Source organism: Lysinibacillus sp. C5.1, assembly GCF_016350185.1.
Classification (GTDB): Bacteria; Bacillota; Bacilli; order Bacillales_A; family Planococcaceae; genus Lysinibacillus; species Lysinibacillus sphaericus.
This window is the reverse complement of record NZ_CP066226.1, coordinates 3870808-3884394: the sequence shown is the minus strand read 5'-3', so window position 1 is coordinate 3884394 and position 13587 is coordinate 3870808. Positions and strand designations below refer to the sequence as shown.

Below are 13587 nucleotides of genomic sequence, written 5' to 3'. Positions count from 1 at the left end.
CCCACCTTTAATTTCATTATTCGACATTAAATATAGCATAACAACAGCTATTTTGCGTAGAACAGAAGGAGTTTTCCAAAAAAAGACGAATAGTACATAGTGAATGACTATTCATATTTGGGGGTGTGGGACATGGAATTTTCAACAATTACATTAGAAAAATTAGAGCGTCGTGCAACATTAACACTCAATCGACCACAAGCTATGAATGCAATGGATGATGTGATGATGCGTGAATTAGCGGAGTGCTTTGAAGCATTACAGCAAGAACAGGAAATACAGGTATTAGTTATTCGCGGGGAAGGTAAAGTTTTTTCTGCGGGTGGGGATATTAAAGCAATGCTTGATCCTAATAAGCCGTTAAATATTGATGAGGCAATGGGCTATTTAACTCGTATTGTTAAGGCCTATTACCAACTACCAATGATTGTAATAGCAGCAGTTCATGGTGCTTCAGCGGGGTTAGGATTTAGTTTAACACTTGGTGCAGATATTATCGTTGCTTGTGAAAATAGCAAGCTGGCAATGAACTTTATCGGGATTGGCTTAATACCAGATGGTGGGGGTCATTTCTTTATGAAGGAAAGAATTGGTACCGTAAAGGCAAAACAAATGATTTGGGAAGGAAAAGTGCTAACAGCCGAGGAAGCACATAGCGTAGGCTTAATTGATTATGTTGCACCTGAAGGGTCGGTTTTTGCAGTGGCTGATCAGTTAGTAGGAAAGATGCTTGCTTCACCAATTGCGTCAATGATTATGACAAAAAGAATTTTGCATAGTCAGAATATGCCTCAATTAGAGAGCATTTTAGCGATGGAAGCTCAAGGGCAATCAGCTATGCGAAAAACGGCAGATCATTTAGAAGGCATTCATGCATTTGTTGAAAAAAGAACACCTGTCTTTGTAGGACAATAAGGCATTCCTGGAATTGAGGTATAGGTCACAGCTTAGCAAAGAACAGGCTGGATGGATAAAAGTACGATTGATGTTTTGATAACAATAGACTATACAACGTAAGCCCCGCCACGAACATTTCTGTAGCGAGACAACGAGATTCCGTTGCATGCATGATGCAAAAGAGAATGCTCGATGCTCGACCACAAAAAGCGAAGTGGCGGGGCTTACCTATTTTCAAAGATATAGCTAATTACAATGTGACATGCGTCATCAATTAAACATGGAATAATATTAATTTTCCAGAAGAGTTAACAAGGCGATGTGTTTTTTCCGCAACTCCCTTTTCTTCGATTTGCTGTTGACCGTTTACTTTTGCAGCTTCATCGTTTTCAAATGTCCAAGTTTCATCATACAAAGTTTCACCAGTTTTCTCAAAAGCTGTAAAACGATAATTATTCATACACAAACCCCACCCTTTACTAAATTATATCTCTATTATACATAGAAGAAATATAAACTTCACGGTATATCTAGCGAATATTTCGATAATTTACGAAAATTGTGGAAAATTTAGTACAACCTTAAGAAGAGCTGTAACATGAATTCGTTTCTCATATTGTAGGAAGTATGATAAAATAGAACAAATATTCGCTTTTGATTCATCCTTTCTGTAGATAGGCACAAATCTACAAAAAAATTAAAATCTAGACTTAATGATGAGATTCAATTTATTTATAGAGGTGATTAGATGTCCGCAATTCGTTTTTTCCATATGGCAGATTTACATTTAGATAGTCCTTTTAAAGGCTTATTTGGATTACCTGACAATAATCTTAAGAAAATTAGAGCAAGTACCTTTGAAGCATTTGATAAAATTATTCATAGGGCAATCGAAGAAAGACCAGATTTCTTGCTGATTGTTGGGGATATTTATGATGGAGAAAATCGTAGCTTACAGGCACAAAGACGTTTTCAAACAGCAATGGAAACACTTTTTGAGCATAACATCCCCGTTATTGTCAGCTATGGCAATCACGATCATTTACATGGTTCTTGGACACGCTTTGCCTTGCCAAGCAATGTCTACGAGTTACCAGCAGATACGAGTGTTGTGCAATTAAAAATTCGTGGTCAGCAGGTCAATATTTATGGCTTCAGCTATGGTCAGCGTCATGTAAAAGAAGCGATGATCCATCATTATCCAGTGGCGCAGGATCAGCATGCAATCCATATAGGTATGTTGCATGGCAGTGAAGCCAGTGATTCAACGCACGCGGTTTATGCACCATTTAAAAAAGAACAACTTCTTGCAAAAGGATATCATTATTGGGCGCTTGGCCATATTCATAAACGACAGTTATTACACAAAGAACCACCTATTGTTTATCCAGGCAATATTCAAAGCCGCCATCGTAATGAACAAGGTGTAAAAGGATTTTACGATGTAACCTTGTCACAAACCACAGCTAATTTAACATTTGTACCAACTTCTGCTGTTGTTTATAACGTCGTGGAAGTGGATTGTACAAATGTAATGCATGCTAACGAGTTACTGCAAAAATGCGAGGAGGCTATCGCCAACAATCGCATGGAATATGGTGCATCAGTTATTGACTTGCACTTACACCATATAGATGATGAAGCTGAAACATTATTTGAACATGCCACGATAGATGAATGGCTAGAAACTATTCGGGAAGCAGAGGATGGCATTGAACCGATGGGGTGGGTGCAAAAACTATTTATCCACAAAAGTATAGCTTCTTCTGAATCGACAGCTATAACAGAATCGGTCATAAGCGTTATGGATCAATGGGACATTACGGAGTGGAAGGATATTTTAAAGGATTTGTACCAACATGCGAGTGGTGCGAGATTTGTTGAACCTTTAACGGAACGAGAAATTGAGCATTTGAAGCTTGAGGCGCAGGCGTTATTAGCGGATGAAATTCAAAGGGTGTGAGAACTTTGTTGACGATACAGAAAATCCACATTTACGGCTTTGGTAAACATGAAAATATCACCATTTCCCTCCAAGATGGTGTGACCATTTTTTACGGTATGAATGAAGCTGGGAAAACGACAATCCAACAATTTATATTGCAGATGCTTTTTGGTTTTCCAACAAAGCAGCAAAGCCAGAGGAAATATGAGCCGAAGACATCACCGAAATTTGGCGGTCAGTTGACCATTCAACACCCAATATATGGTCAGTGTACAATTGAACGTGTAAAAGGAAAGGCAACGGGCGATGTCACAGTTTATACAGAAGATGGTACAAAGGGGCATGAGGAACTGTTAGCGAAGCTTTTGTATGGCTATTCACGCGCATCATTCGAAGCTATTTTTTCATTTTCCATTCATGAACTACAAGGCATCGAAAAAATGTCGGAGGATGAACTGACGCATTTATTGCTCGCATCGGGAACGACCGGTATTCACCAACTATCTGCACTTGAAAAGAAATTAGACAAAGATGCTGGCGAACTTTTTAAAAAATCTGGGAAGCTACCACTTATTAATCAAAAGATTGAACATTTAAAGCAGCTTGAAAAGACGATTAAAAAAGAACAGGCGACCATTCAGACCTTTGAAGCTAAGTCGCTCAAATTACAGCATCTCGAACACCAGTTAAAGGAATTATACAACCAGCAAAAAACATTGCAACATGAATGGCAACAACTTACTATCATGAAACAAGCGCTGCCACTTATTGAACAGCAAGATAAGCTACAGCAGTCACTGAATAGCAATGCACCTGTTCAATTCCCTCCAGAAGGGATTAGACGCTATGAACAGTTAAAAGATCGATTAACGCATGAAACGTTGCAACTGACGCAACTAGAGGACCAATATCAAGTTCTACAAAGTAAGCTACAATTGACTGCGGATGAACAGACCATTGAAGAAATGACAAGGCTGATGCATAAAGAAGCAACGTGGAATCAGCTTGTTGTTAAAGAACAGAACTTAAAGGACGAGCTATTTGTCTTACAGCAAGACATCGAAGCCCAGTTTCGTTTATTAGGTGTGCAAGAAAATGAAGCGCAAGCAATACTTCTTGAGGGAACTGTATCTTTACAACAAGAGGAACAATTTCAACGACACTTGACCGTATTAAGTACAACAGAAGAAGAGTTAAAGTTTTATTTAAAATCATTGGAGCAAATACATGAGGAATTAGATAGCATTACTAGACAGAAAAAGCAGCTTCAACAGGAGGCATTAACTGCTGAGGAAGAACATATTTTAGCACAGTGGCCCCAGAAAAAAAGGCGCTTGGAACAATTACGACATGTTCCGTTACAACGCTCGAAACCGAAGCAACCGATACTTTTTATCTATCTCGTGTTAGCTTTAAGTATTGTGGCAGTTGTTTATGGTGTTGTTGAAAAGAATTGGGCGGTCATTGTGATTGGAGCCATCTTAGGGTTATTATTCTTATTGTTTTTAAAACATGTTAAACAAGTGGAAGAAGAGCCGCTGGAGCGTAATAGCCACTTATTAAAAGAACTAGAGCAAGAAGAACACTTAGTTCAACAGTTGCTTGCGAAAAAACAGCGTCTTGAAGATCGGTGGATAGTAGCTAATGAACAACAGCGCGACAAAGAACGCCAATATGCACAGCTCGAACATAAAATTCAACAAGCTGAACAAACAAGCGCTGAAGCAAATCAAATGCTGGAAAACTTTTTGCGGCGTTTTCGTTTAGAAGGAAATGTGCCAAGGACTTTATTGCCGGAGTTGTTTATGCGCATTCGCACTGTACAGGAAATGGACGTAAAGCAAAGGAGCACATTCAAGCTTTTGCATGCGATACAAAATGAAAAAAACGAGCTTTATGAAGCGGTACAGCAAGTTTTAAAAAATGAATATAGTGAGCAGGAAATTTTTATGCATCTGCGTGCAAGCTATTTAGCGATTCAGCAGGCACAACAACAAATGTTGCAAACAACAGAACAAGTTGCCCAGCTACTATCAAAAAAGCAAGAGGTACAATCACTTTTGCAAAACTATGAATCACAAATCGCACAGTTATTTACTAGCGCAAACGTCAATTCAGAACACGCTTTTTATGAGATGTTTGAGCACTTTCAGCAGCAACAAAAACTACAGGCACAATTACAAACAATTCAAAATCAGTTGGCTTCTTTAGAAATACAGCAGCAAGAGCGTTTGCTAAATGGGGCACAACTTTACGAAAAAATACACGCATTAGAGGAAGAGCGTAATGCCCTTCAAGTAACAATTGATCAATGTCTAGAAGAACGAGCTACATTGCAGATTGAAAAAGAACAATTGCTCAATGATGAAAAATATGGACTATTGCTGCAACAATTTGAGCAAGAAAAAGCACTATTGCAACAACTGATAGAACAATGGGCTAGTAAAAAAATGTTGGCAACCGCAATTCATGAAACATTATTCCGCCTACGTGAGGAGAAATTGCCACATGTCCTTACGCAAGTAAATGCTATTTTCCACTCCTTAACAGCTGGTCGTTACGATAAGCTCTTTATTCATGAAGAAGGCTATTTCGAAGCACAAGCTGTTTCTGGATTACGCTATCATGTGGCAGAATTATCACAAGCCACAAAGGAGCAAGCTTATATTTCTCTGCGAATGGCACTTGCGAAAACCCTTGCAACTTCAGCACCATTCCCGTTTATTATGGATGATCCTTTTGTCCATTTTGATCGAAACCGTACAAACAAAATGGTACAATTAATGAAAGAAGTAGGATATGAACGTCAAATTTTATATTTTACTTGCCATGAAGGGATGCTCGAACTTTGGCAAAAAGAACAAATTGTCGATCTAGGAGCACTAGCAAATGAAAGGGGAGTGACGTCCACATGAAAGGTATTACGACGCTCCAAGTAGGAGAATCAGTTGATCAATTTTTATTAATTAAACAGTCGACAAAAGGGGTTACCACTGTAGGTAAGCCATTTATGTCACTATTACTACAAGATAAAAGTGGAGATATTGAGGCGAAACTATGGGACACAAACGAAGAGCATGAAAAAATGTATCATGCAGAGGCGATTGTCCATGTAGGTGGAGAAATTCACGACTATCGCGGGAAAAATCAATTACGTATTAAAACGATTCGTGTGGCAAAACCAGAGGAGGGAATTGCAGTAAATGATTTAGTTCCTTCTGCAGCTACTCCAAAAGAACAGCTTTACGAAGAATTAACGCAATTTTTCTTCGATATTAAAAATCCGAATATTTCTCGTATTACACGTGCAGCTATTAAAAAGCACCAGGATGCTATTTTAGTATATCCAGCAGCAACAAAAAACCATCATGATTATGCTTCTGGCTTGCTGGATCATATGGTATCGATGCTGAGACTAGGAAGAGCAATTGCTGATTTGTATCCAACGTTAAATCGTGATTTGTTATACGCGGGCATTATTTTACACGATATAGGTAAAGTTGTTGAATTATCTGGACCTGTGGCAACAATGTACACAGTGGAAGGGAATTTACTTGGTCATATTACCATTATGGTCAATGAAATAGCTAAAATCGCAAGTGAGCTTGAAATCGAAGGCGAAGAAGTGATGCTTTTACAACATTTAGTACTTTCACATCACGGGAAAGAAGAATGGGGCAGTCCGAAAAAACCGATGATTCAAGAAGCGGAAATCTTACATTATATTGATAATATTGATGCAAAAATGAATATGCTTACGCGAGCATTGGGTAAAACGGCTCCTGGAGAATTTACAGAGCGACTATTCCCACTCGATAATCGTTCGTTTTACAAGCCAAGTATTCAGTAAACAAAAAGGAAATAAAAAGGGTTACGCTTTATCAGCGTAACCCTTTTTTCTATCGACAAGCCACGATTATTTAGATTCTTTATCTGTAGATTCGTCTTTGCTTTTTTCTTCAGCTTTTTTAGCTGCTTCTTCAGCCGCTTTTGCTTGTTCTTCAGATGTTGTTGTAAATGATTGTAATGCATCTTTTAATTCTTTATCAGAAGTTTTAAAGTCTGCATCTTTTGCCATTTTTGCAACAATGTCTTTTAGCAATGTTTGAGCTTCACCAGATTGTGTTAATTTGTTAATCATTGTTGTACGAATTTTATCTTCTTCGTCTTTAAATGAGCCAACACCTTTTACATCGCGCTTTTCCGTAATTTCAATTACGTGATAGCCGTAGCTTGATTTAACTGGTTCACTTAATGTATTTAATGGAAGTGCATAAGCAGCGTCGTTGAACTCATCTACCATAGAGCCAACAGTAAACCAACCTAGCTCGCCGCCTTTTGCTGCAGAACCAGTATCAGTTGAGTATTCTTTTGCAACATCAGCAAAAGATGCCCCACCTTTAATTTTCTCAATAGCTTCTTTCGCAGTTTTTTCATCTGCTACAAGAATATGACGACCATTTAATTCTGTTTTCATTTGTTCATAATATTTTTTTACGTCTTCTTCTTTAATTGCTTTGTCTTTTAAAGCTTTTTCTTGAAGCAGTTGTACACGTAAAGAATCTTTAAAGCCTTGTTCCGTTAAGCCGTTCTCAGCAAGCGCTTGTGCAAAGCTATCACCAAATTGTGATTTCGTTGCGTCGTATTGTTCTTTAATTTCTTTATCAGTCACTTCATATTTGTCGGCTAATACTTTTTCTGTCACCATCTGTTGTAATACATAAGAGCCTGTTAAAGTCTTTGCTTTGTCGTTAAAATCAGATACTGAAATATCGCCTACTTTAGATGTAACTAACGCTTTATCAGCTCCACTACAAGCACCAAGAGCTAAAATTGAGGCTGCTAATGTTAAAGATAATACAGTCTTTTTCATATGGATATTCTCTCCTTACTTTCGTTTCGTCCATTTTTTACTATAACATAAACGTTTTAAAAACAAAATGGTTCCCCCTTGAGTATAGCCTAAATTTCAAATTTCAAAGCGCATAGGATATAGAAAAGAAAGGGGGTGAAGTTATGAGCAACGGAGGATACGGTGGTGGCGGTGGCTACGGCTCAGGCTTTGCTTTATTAGTTGTGTTATTTATTTTATTAATTATTGTTGGTGCAGCGTTCCTATACTAATTAATAAAAAGCCGAAAAGCTAAGGATATGTTTTTCCTTAGCTTTTCTTAGCAATATCTAGGCATTCGCACCGCACGCTTGGGTCGAGGCCAAAAGAATTTTGGCGTCACTTAAAGCCAATAGCTGTTTCAATGTTTTAAAAATAAAGACCCGCGTGCGGACGGGCGCGGATGCGGCTTCATTAGACTGCAAATAAAATTTCAACATAAAATGATACAAGTAAAATTGTAATAAGTATATTGATAGTTCGGAATATCTTTGGTTGGTTTTCTTCGGGAATTTCACGTCGCATGCACAATGCGTATGTCATGCGGTTAATTTGAAATAAATAGAATACCGAGAATAGAACTACAATCATTAATAGCAAGTCTATTCCTCCCCTCTTTCAGTATTATTAGCATATCAAAAAACTTCAATAAAACACAAGTACAAGCAAATCAATGAATCGTAGGTGGTACTAAAATTTCATAGCCCTTCGGTGTTTCTTCGATTTGGGCATCTTTAGGTGAATTTAATAAATATTTCACGTAAAGAATATCAATTAAACATAAACTGCAATGATACGCTAAAAGTAATGTTCCGTAATGTGTATAGGCAGGTAATAGCCATGTACCGATAACGATACTTGTATTTAACACAATAAAGGGTGCAAGCAATGCAAAAATATATCTAGTTTTTGATAAGGGCTCTCGAATACGCATGTGTAGTACAGGAATAACATAAAATTGGGTACGGATCCGTAATTTGAGATGCTGGCGTAAGTCAAATAATGCGAGAAAGTGAATATATTTATGGATAGGGTAAAGAGCAAGTACAGCAACCACGAATAGCCAGAATAAATGGTCAGTATAGTACTCATCATTGAATAAATTAAATGTCACATAGGACACTGAAAAGACAGATAGAAAGACGATTACAGCCATCATGATGATACGTGTGGTGCCATAATGATGTTCGAGGTTTAAAATTTTCCAGCAATGCATGTTTAATATCAACTCCATAATAGGGAAGGGTCCTATTTAATGTAAATTGATTTCTAACAGAATGCAAGAGAAAGGAGGTATTTCAGAAATGTTTCTGAAACGCCTCCTTTTTAACATACATTTATCCTTTTACAGTTGAACGTTCTTCTAACGTGTCAAAGGAATCACGGAAGTGTTGAAATGAGCGTTCAAAAATATCGATAAAGTCTTCACCATAAATATTACGAATAACAGCCATCACATCTAAAAATTCCGGGAAGCGACCATATAAGTCTTTTAACGCTAACGAGCCCTCAAGTACAGAATGATATGTGTTATGATAATTGCTATTCATTTCAATAATAAGGTCTGTCCCTGTTTCAGTGAGCTCTACATAAGTATTACGTTTGTCATCATCACGTTTCGAAAACTTTAGTAATCCACGTTCTTCTAGTTTTTTAGAGAAGTTAAAAGCGGTTGAAACGTGCATTACGCCAAATTTTGCTACATCTGAAATGGAAGCCCCTTTTAAATGATAGGAAATCCACAGTATATGGTACTCGTTAATGTTTAGATCATAAGGTTTAATCCACTGTTGCCAATCTTTTTCAACTGCTTTCCATAAGGCCTTTGATAACTGTGCAATTCTTTGACTGTAAAGCATCGCTTCTTTTTGCGTGTATAATTCCTCTGACAAAGCCATCACCTGCTGCTTTCTTTAACGTTTTAAAATTATTATAGCAATAAAGAAAAAAAGTTTAAAGTTAGAAAAATTAAAAAATTGAAAAGTGGTTAAAAAATAATATTTTGATGATTATTTTTGGTAAAAAAACGTGATTTTATTTCGGTTTATGAAACTTTATGCCTGTACTTTTTCTTGTGGTTTTTTCTTTTTGTCAGTAAATTGTGCAATGTTTTTCTCGATTTCGTTAATTGAATTCTGTAATGCTTCTATTTCTTGTTGTAAATTATTCTTTGTCGGTTCGATTTCTTGTGAGAAAGTAGTAATCGACTGTTTTAGATCATTTATTATTTGTGGTATATTATTTTTCGCTTCATTTGTTAATGTGCTAACGGATTGTTTCACGTTGTTAACTTGATATTTTACATCTTGAAGCTTTTCTTTTGCACTATCTGTGTTGGACAATAAAGTAGTGCGTAATTGTTGGCCTGATTGAGGTGTTGAAAAAAGGACCGCAATTGCCCCACCAATAATGCCTGTTGTTAATCCAAGTAAAAATGGTCTTGCTTTCATAATTAAGTACCCTCATTTCTATATTTGTTATCTTTCCCTCTATTAAACCATGAAATCTATAGAATCAAAAAGAAAAAAGAAGCTAAACGAGTGATTTTGCTTCACAGTTTAGCTTCTTCCCTTATATTTAGCCTTAAAACGTCTTACGTTCGGACCTGTCTTCATTGTTCGTTTAAAAAGTGTAGCAACAAGAACTATCTGCTGCTGTTATAGAGCTTGTGAAATTGCCGTGTTGAATTTAGAGCGTTTCACTAATTTTGCAACGATTGGATAGATAATCACAAAGGCTACAACGTTAAATGCAACAGCTGGTATGACAACACCAACAAATAACATTGTGAATGTTGCGCCAACGTTTGCGTTAAACACAAAGAGGGCAACGGATAAAAAGACTGTACCTGATAAAATGGTACCTAACCCAACTAAAATAGCTGATACAGCAAAATGACTCACGACTTTTTTCAGCACGACCAGTATTGCTAAAAACGCAAATCCAGTAACTGCTTTATCAATAATATTTGGGATAAAGCCTGCTGGGAAAGTTGTAAACAAACCGGATAGTACCCCTGTTGACAAGGAAAGTAAAAACGTTTCTTTTATTGTAGGGAACAATAAAATACCGATAAACATCATTGTTAACATGAAGTCAGGTTTCATGCCATTAACCATACCTGGTGTGACCACATAAAGGGCAGCACCGACACCAACTAAGAGTGCCATTAACACTAAATTTTTTGTATTCATTTCTAATCTCTCCTCAACTATGCTAATCTAGTTGTTTCCTAACGTGTCCTCTTGACCGTTAGCGAAACTTATTAGTGATTGTACGCTAAAATTGTTCGTTTGACAATAGCGTTCCATGTCCAATTGTAACCAGCATTCATGTATGCAAATTGTTTGCGTGCCTGGCACCAAAGAATGCACTAAAGATTCGCTTTAATGTTGTCGGCTACTTCTGTCAATTGCTCTGGCGTATATTTTTGTGTTTGCCAAATTAAGCCTAAGCCTTCTTTTTCGTCATAACGCGGAATAAAATGTAAGTGGTAGTGGAAAACAGTTTGTCCAGCTGCTGCACCATTGTTATTAATAGTATTCATGCCAATTGGGTTAAATGCTGCTTTAATGGCATTGGCTAGCTTAGGTGCGACCGCATATAAATTACGCGCTACATCTTCAGGCATTTCAAATAGGTCTTGGCAGTGCTGTTTAGGTATTAATAAAGTATGACCTTTTGCAACAGGTGCAATGTCCGTGAATGCATAGACATGTTCATCTTCATATACTTTTGTGCTTGGAATTGTTCCATCAATGATTTTGCAAAATAGGCAATCGCTCATTCGTAAAATCCCCCTTATTTAATATGTAAGTTTATTCTATCATACTCATAACTGAATCATTTGCTAATTTTTGATAAAATAATAACTAGAAGAGGAGTGAGGGTATGTCGGTATTAGAAGTGCAACATGTGACAGGTGGTTATACGAAAAAGCCTGTGATTAGAGATTTGTCATTTACAATAGGTAAAGGAGAACTTGTCGGGCTAATAGGTTTAAATGGTGCAGGTAAAAGTACGACCATTAAACATATCATAGGTACAATGCTCCCAAAGGAAGGCGACATTCGTCTAAATGGCGTAACGTTAAAAGAAAACACGGACAAGTATCGAACAGCATTTTCATATATTCCTGAAACACCAGTTTTATATGATGAGTTAACATTGCGTGAACATTTGGCATTAACCGCGATGGCCTATGGTTTAGATGAGGCTACACTCGCGGCCCGTTCTGAACTATTGTTAAAAGAATTTCGAATGGAAAAGCGTTTAAACTGGTTTCCATCGCATTTCTCTAAAGGGATGCGACAAAAAGTAATGATTATGTGTGCGTTTTTAGTTAATCCAAGCCTCTATATTATAGATGAGCCGTTTGTTGGGCTCGACCCGCTTGGTATTCAATCATTGCTAAATCAAATGGATACAAAGAAAAAAGAGGGGGCATCGATTTTAATGTCCACGCACATTTTATCGACGGCCGAAAAACATTGTGACCGCATTATCTTATTGCATGAAGGAAGAGTGCGAGCGCAAGGAACGATGGCTGATTTACGTAAAGCATTTGCAATGCCTCATGCAACGTTAGATGACCTCTATATTGCTATGACGAAGGAGCGGGACCATGAAGAACATGCGTGATGTATGGTCCTCGCGCTTCATGCACTATATCAGTGAAGTACAAAAATATATGCAGTTTATTTTCACTGGACATATAGCGATTGTACTTGTATTTCTTGTTGGCGCTGGGGGCTATCAATATAGTGAATGGTTGAAAATCGTTGAAACAGATTTTCCGGCGGAAGGGCTCATTGCTTTAATAATCGGTATACTATTAGCATTTAGCCGCCCAACAACATTATTGCGCGAGCCTGACCAAGTATATTTATTGCCATTAGAATCAAAAATGTCACAGTATTTTAAAAAGGCGCTAGCGTGGACATTTTGGTCACAAGTTTGGATTGTGGCAATTGTTTATATCATTAGTATTCCGTTAATAAAAGCTGTCACAGAATTAACAACCTTTAATATTTGGTCAATATTTTTCATTGTCATCGCCTTGAAATTTGTAAGTGTGCAGGGAGAATTTAGTTATCGTTATAGTGAACGTGGTCACTACATATGGGTCGATCGATTAGTACGCGCTATCGTATGTGGTGTAACCGTCTATATGGGGCTTCAAATGCAGCTTCTTTTAGCACTCCTTGTGGCGGTCATCGGATATGTCTATGTATGGGTGTTTCGTAAAAAATGTGCGAATGAGCCTGTACCATATGAACATTTTGTAAAACTAGAACAAAATCGCATGATGAGTTTCTACCGTTTTGCAAATTATTTCACAGATGTACCCCATCTGCATGGAAGTATTCGACGGAGAGCGTGGCTTGACTGGTTTTACAATTTTATTCCCTACCAAAAGGGCAATGCTCAAAAGTATTTAGTGTTCCGTACGTTTATTCGTACAGACGATCATTTTTATTTATGGCTTCGCTTAACGGTTATCTCAGCCGTAATTGCAGCCTTTGTCAATATCCCAGTGGTAACATGGATTGTGGCGGGTGCACTTAGCTTTGCGACGACGGTTCAGCTAAAGCAAGCTTTAATAGCTAGCGGAGAATTCCGTATGGACATGCTGTATCCATTGCCAGAAAATGCACGTAAAGTTGCCGTTCAGCAACTAGTGCGCCTGACTATGATTGCCCAAGCTGTCATTGTTGGTCTTTGTGGCGTGACACAGCCGATGTTTTATGTGACACCAATCATTATCTTTGTAATAAGTGAATTGACTGCCAAGATGTCTAAGTCTTAAAAAAGGATGTTTGTTTGTGGCAATGTTAAAAAGCTCATTTTCCTA

15 protein-coding genes are annotated in these 13587 nt (G+C 37.5%); 7 read left to right on the top strand and 8 right to left on the bottom strand.

All coding sequences use genetic code 11. From position 1 onward, the window contains the following. The first annotated feature begins 132 nt into the window (after positions 1–132). Positions 133–915: an enoyl-CoA hydratase gene (locus I5435_RS18985; RefSeq protein ID WP_024362300.1), complete on the top strand. Its 783-nt coding sequence runs from the start codon at positions 133–135 to the stop codon at positions 913–915. Between the two features lie 256 nt (positions 916–1171). Here the strand turns inward: I5435_RS18985 and I5435_RS18980 are convergent, their stop codons facing one another. Further along, on the bottom strand, positions 1172–1357 hold the full coding sequence (locus I5435_RS18980) for a YhzD family protein (protein WP_024362299.1): 186 nt from the start codon (positions 1355–1357) through the stop codon (positions 1172–1174). Between the two features lie 288 nt (positions 1358–1645). On the opposite strand from I5435_RS18980, the gene I5435_RS18975 reads away from it, so the two are divergent. From I5435_RS18975 to yhaM, 3 genes are read left to right on the top strand one after another with little or no spacing between them, the layout of a single operon-like run. Beyond that, positions 1646–2860, top strand: coding sequence for a metallophosphoesterase family protein (locus I5435_RS18975; RefSeq protein ID WP_258843121.1), 1215 nt, complete (start codon positions 1646–1648; stop codon positions 2858–2860). An 8-nt stretch (positions 2861–2868) separates the two neighbouring features. Further along, positions 2869–5757 carry an ATP-binding protein gene (locus I5435_RS18970; protein WP_337982777.1) on the top strand — a complete coding sequence of 963 codons (2889 nt, stop codon included), beginning with the start codon at positions 2869–2871 and terminating at the stop codon, positions 5755–5757. Continuing rightward, the gene (yhaM, locus tag I5435_RS18965; RefSeq protein WP_024362296.1) at positions 5754–6692 is read left to right on the top strand and encodes a 3'-5' exoribonuclease YhaM; all 939 of its coding nucleotides are present in this window, start codon (positions 5754–5756) and stop codon (positions 6690–6692) included. Before I5435_RS18970 ends, yhaM begins: the two co-directional genes overlap by 4 nt. A 66-nt stretch (positions 6693–6758) precedes the next feature. Here yhaM and I5435_RS18960 read toward each other — a convergent pair whose 3' ends face one another. Beyond that, positions 6759–7715, bottom strand: a complete 957-nt coding sequence (locus tag I5435_RS18960) for a peptidylprolyl isomerase (RefSeq protein ID WP_025220512.1) — start codon at positions 7713–7715, stop codon at positions 6759–6761. Between the two features lie 143 nt (positions 7716–7858). Between I5435_RS18960 and I5435_RS18955 the strand changes: the two genes are divergently transcribed. Beyond that, positions 7859–7966 (top strand): YjcZ family sporulation protein, encoded by a 108-nt coding sequence (locus tag I5435_RS18955; RefSeq protein WP_080647610.1) that lies wholly within the window; start codon positions 7859–7861, stop codon positions 7964–7966. A 181-nt stretch (positions 7967–8147) separates the two neighbouring features. On the opposite strand, the gene I5435_RS18950 is transcribed toward I5435_RS18955, so the two are convergent. From I5435_RS18950 to I5435_RS18925, 6 genes are all read right to left on the bottom strand, one after another. Beyond that, entirely contained in the window at positions 8148–8333 is a 186-nt protein-coding gene (locus tag I5435_RS18950; protein WP_010857338.1) for a hypothetical protein, read from the bottom strand. A gap of 70 nt (positions 8334–8403) precedes the next feature. After that, positions 8404–8949 carry a DUF3267 domain-containing protein gene (locus I5435_RS18945; RefSeq protein WP_024362294.1) on the bottom strand — a complete coding sequence of 182 codons (546 nt, stop codon included), beginning with the start codon at positions 8947–8949 and terminating at the stop codon, positions 8404–8406. A 121-nt stretch (positions 8950–9070) separates the two neighbouring features. Continuing rightward, a complete protein-coding gene (locus I5435_RS18940) occupies positions 9071–9631 on the bottom strand; it encodes an HTH-type transcriptional regulator Hpr (RefSeq protein ID WP_337982776.1) in 561 nt (186 codons plus the stop codon). 156 nt (positions 9632–9787) lie between these two features. Further along, positions 9788–10183, bottom strand: a complete 396-nt coding sequence (locus I5435_RS18935) for a YtxH domain-containing protein (RefSeq protein WP_024362292.1) — start codon at positions 10181–10183, stop codon at positions 9788–9790. Positions 10184–10390: 207 nt separating this feature from the next. Next, complete coding sequence (locus I5435_RS18930; RefSeq protein WP_024362291.1) at positions 10391–10927, bottom strand: tryptophan transporter; 537 nt, start codon at positions 10925–10927, stop codon at positions 10391–10393. Between the two features lie 179 nt (positions 10928–11106). Then, positions 11107–11520: an HIT family protein gene (locus I5435_RS18925; RefSeq protein WP_025220510.1), complete on the bottom strand. Its 414-nt coding sequence runs from the start codon at positions 11518–11520 to the stop codon at positions 11107–11109. A 104-nt stretch (positions 11521–11624) separates the two neighbouring features. On the opposite strand from I5435_RS18925, the gene I5435_RS18920 reads away from it, so the two are divergent. Then, complete coding sequence (locus I5435_RS18920; RefSeq protein ID WP_229387674.1) at positions 11625–12374, top strand: ABC transporter ATP-binding protein; 750 nt, start codon at positions 11625–11627, stop codon at positions 12372–12374. Continuing rightward, positions 12358–13542 carry an ABC transporter permease gene (locus I5435_RS18915; RefSeq protein ID WP_024362288.1) on the top strand — a complete coding sequence of 395 codons (1185 nt, stop codon included), beginning with the start codon at positions 12358–12360 and terminating at the stop codon, positions 13540–13542. Before I5435_RS18920 ends, I5435_RS18915 begins: the two co-directional genes overlap by 17 nt. Positions 13543–13587: the final 45 nt, after the last annotated feature.

Excerpts from the sequence above, each read along its gene's own strand:
- I5435_RS18915 (WP_024362288.1), top strand. The coding sequence starts at position 12,358 with ATGAAGAACATGCGTGATGTATGGTCCTCGCGCTTCATGCACTATATC.
- I5435_RS18925 (WP_025220510.1), bottom strand. The coding sequence starts at position 11,520 with ATGAGCGATTGCCTATTTTGCAAAATCATTGATGGAACAATTCCAAGC.
- I5435_RS18935 (WP_024362292.1), bottom strand. The coding sequence starts at position 10,183 with ATGAAAGCAAGACCATTTTTACTTGGATTAACAACAGGCATTATTGGT.
- I5435_RS18945 (WP_024362294.1), bottom strand. The coding sequence starts at position 8,949 with ATGCATTGCTGGAAAATTTTAAACCTCGAACATCATTATGGCACCACA.
- I5435_RS18975 (WP_258843121.1), top strand. The coding sequence starts at position 1,646 with ATGTCCGCAATTCGTTTTTTCCATATGGCAGATTTACATTTAGATAGT.
- I5435_RS18930 (WP_024362291.1), bottom strand. The coding sequence starts at position 10,927 with ATGAATACAAAAAATTTAGTGTTAATGGCACTCTTAGTTGGTGTCGGT.
- I5435_RS18955 (WP_080647610.1), top strand. The coding sequence starts at position 7,859 with ATGAGCAACGGAGGATACGGTGGTGGCGGTGGCTACGGCTCAGGCTTT.
- I5435_RS18920 (WP_229387674.1), top strand. The coding sequence starts at position 11,625 with ATGTCGGTATTAGAAGTGCAACATGTGACAGGTGGTTATACGAAAAAG.
- I5435_RS18980 (WP_024362299.1), bottom strand. The coding sequence starts at position 1,357 with ATGAATAATTATCGTTTTACAGCTTTTGAGAAAACTGGTGAAACTTTG.
- I5435_RS18940 (WP_337982776.1), bottom strand. The coding sequence starts at position 9,631 with ATGGCTTTGTCAGAGGAATTATACACGCAAAAAGAAGCGATGCTTTAC.
- I5435_RS18985 (WP_024362300.1), top strand. The coding sequence starts at position 133 with ATGGAATTTTCAACAATTACATTAGAAAAATTAGAGCGTCGTGCAACA.
- I5435_RS18960 (WP_025220512.1), bottom strand. The coding sequence starts at position 7,715 with ATGAAAAAGACTGTATTATCTTTAACATTAGCAGCCTCAATTTTAGCT.
- yhaM (WP_024362296.1), top strand. The coding sequence starts at position 5,754 with ATGAAAGGTATTACGACGCTCCAAGTAGGAGAATCAGTTGATCAATTT.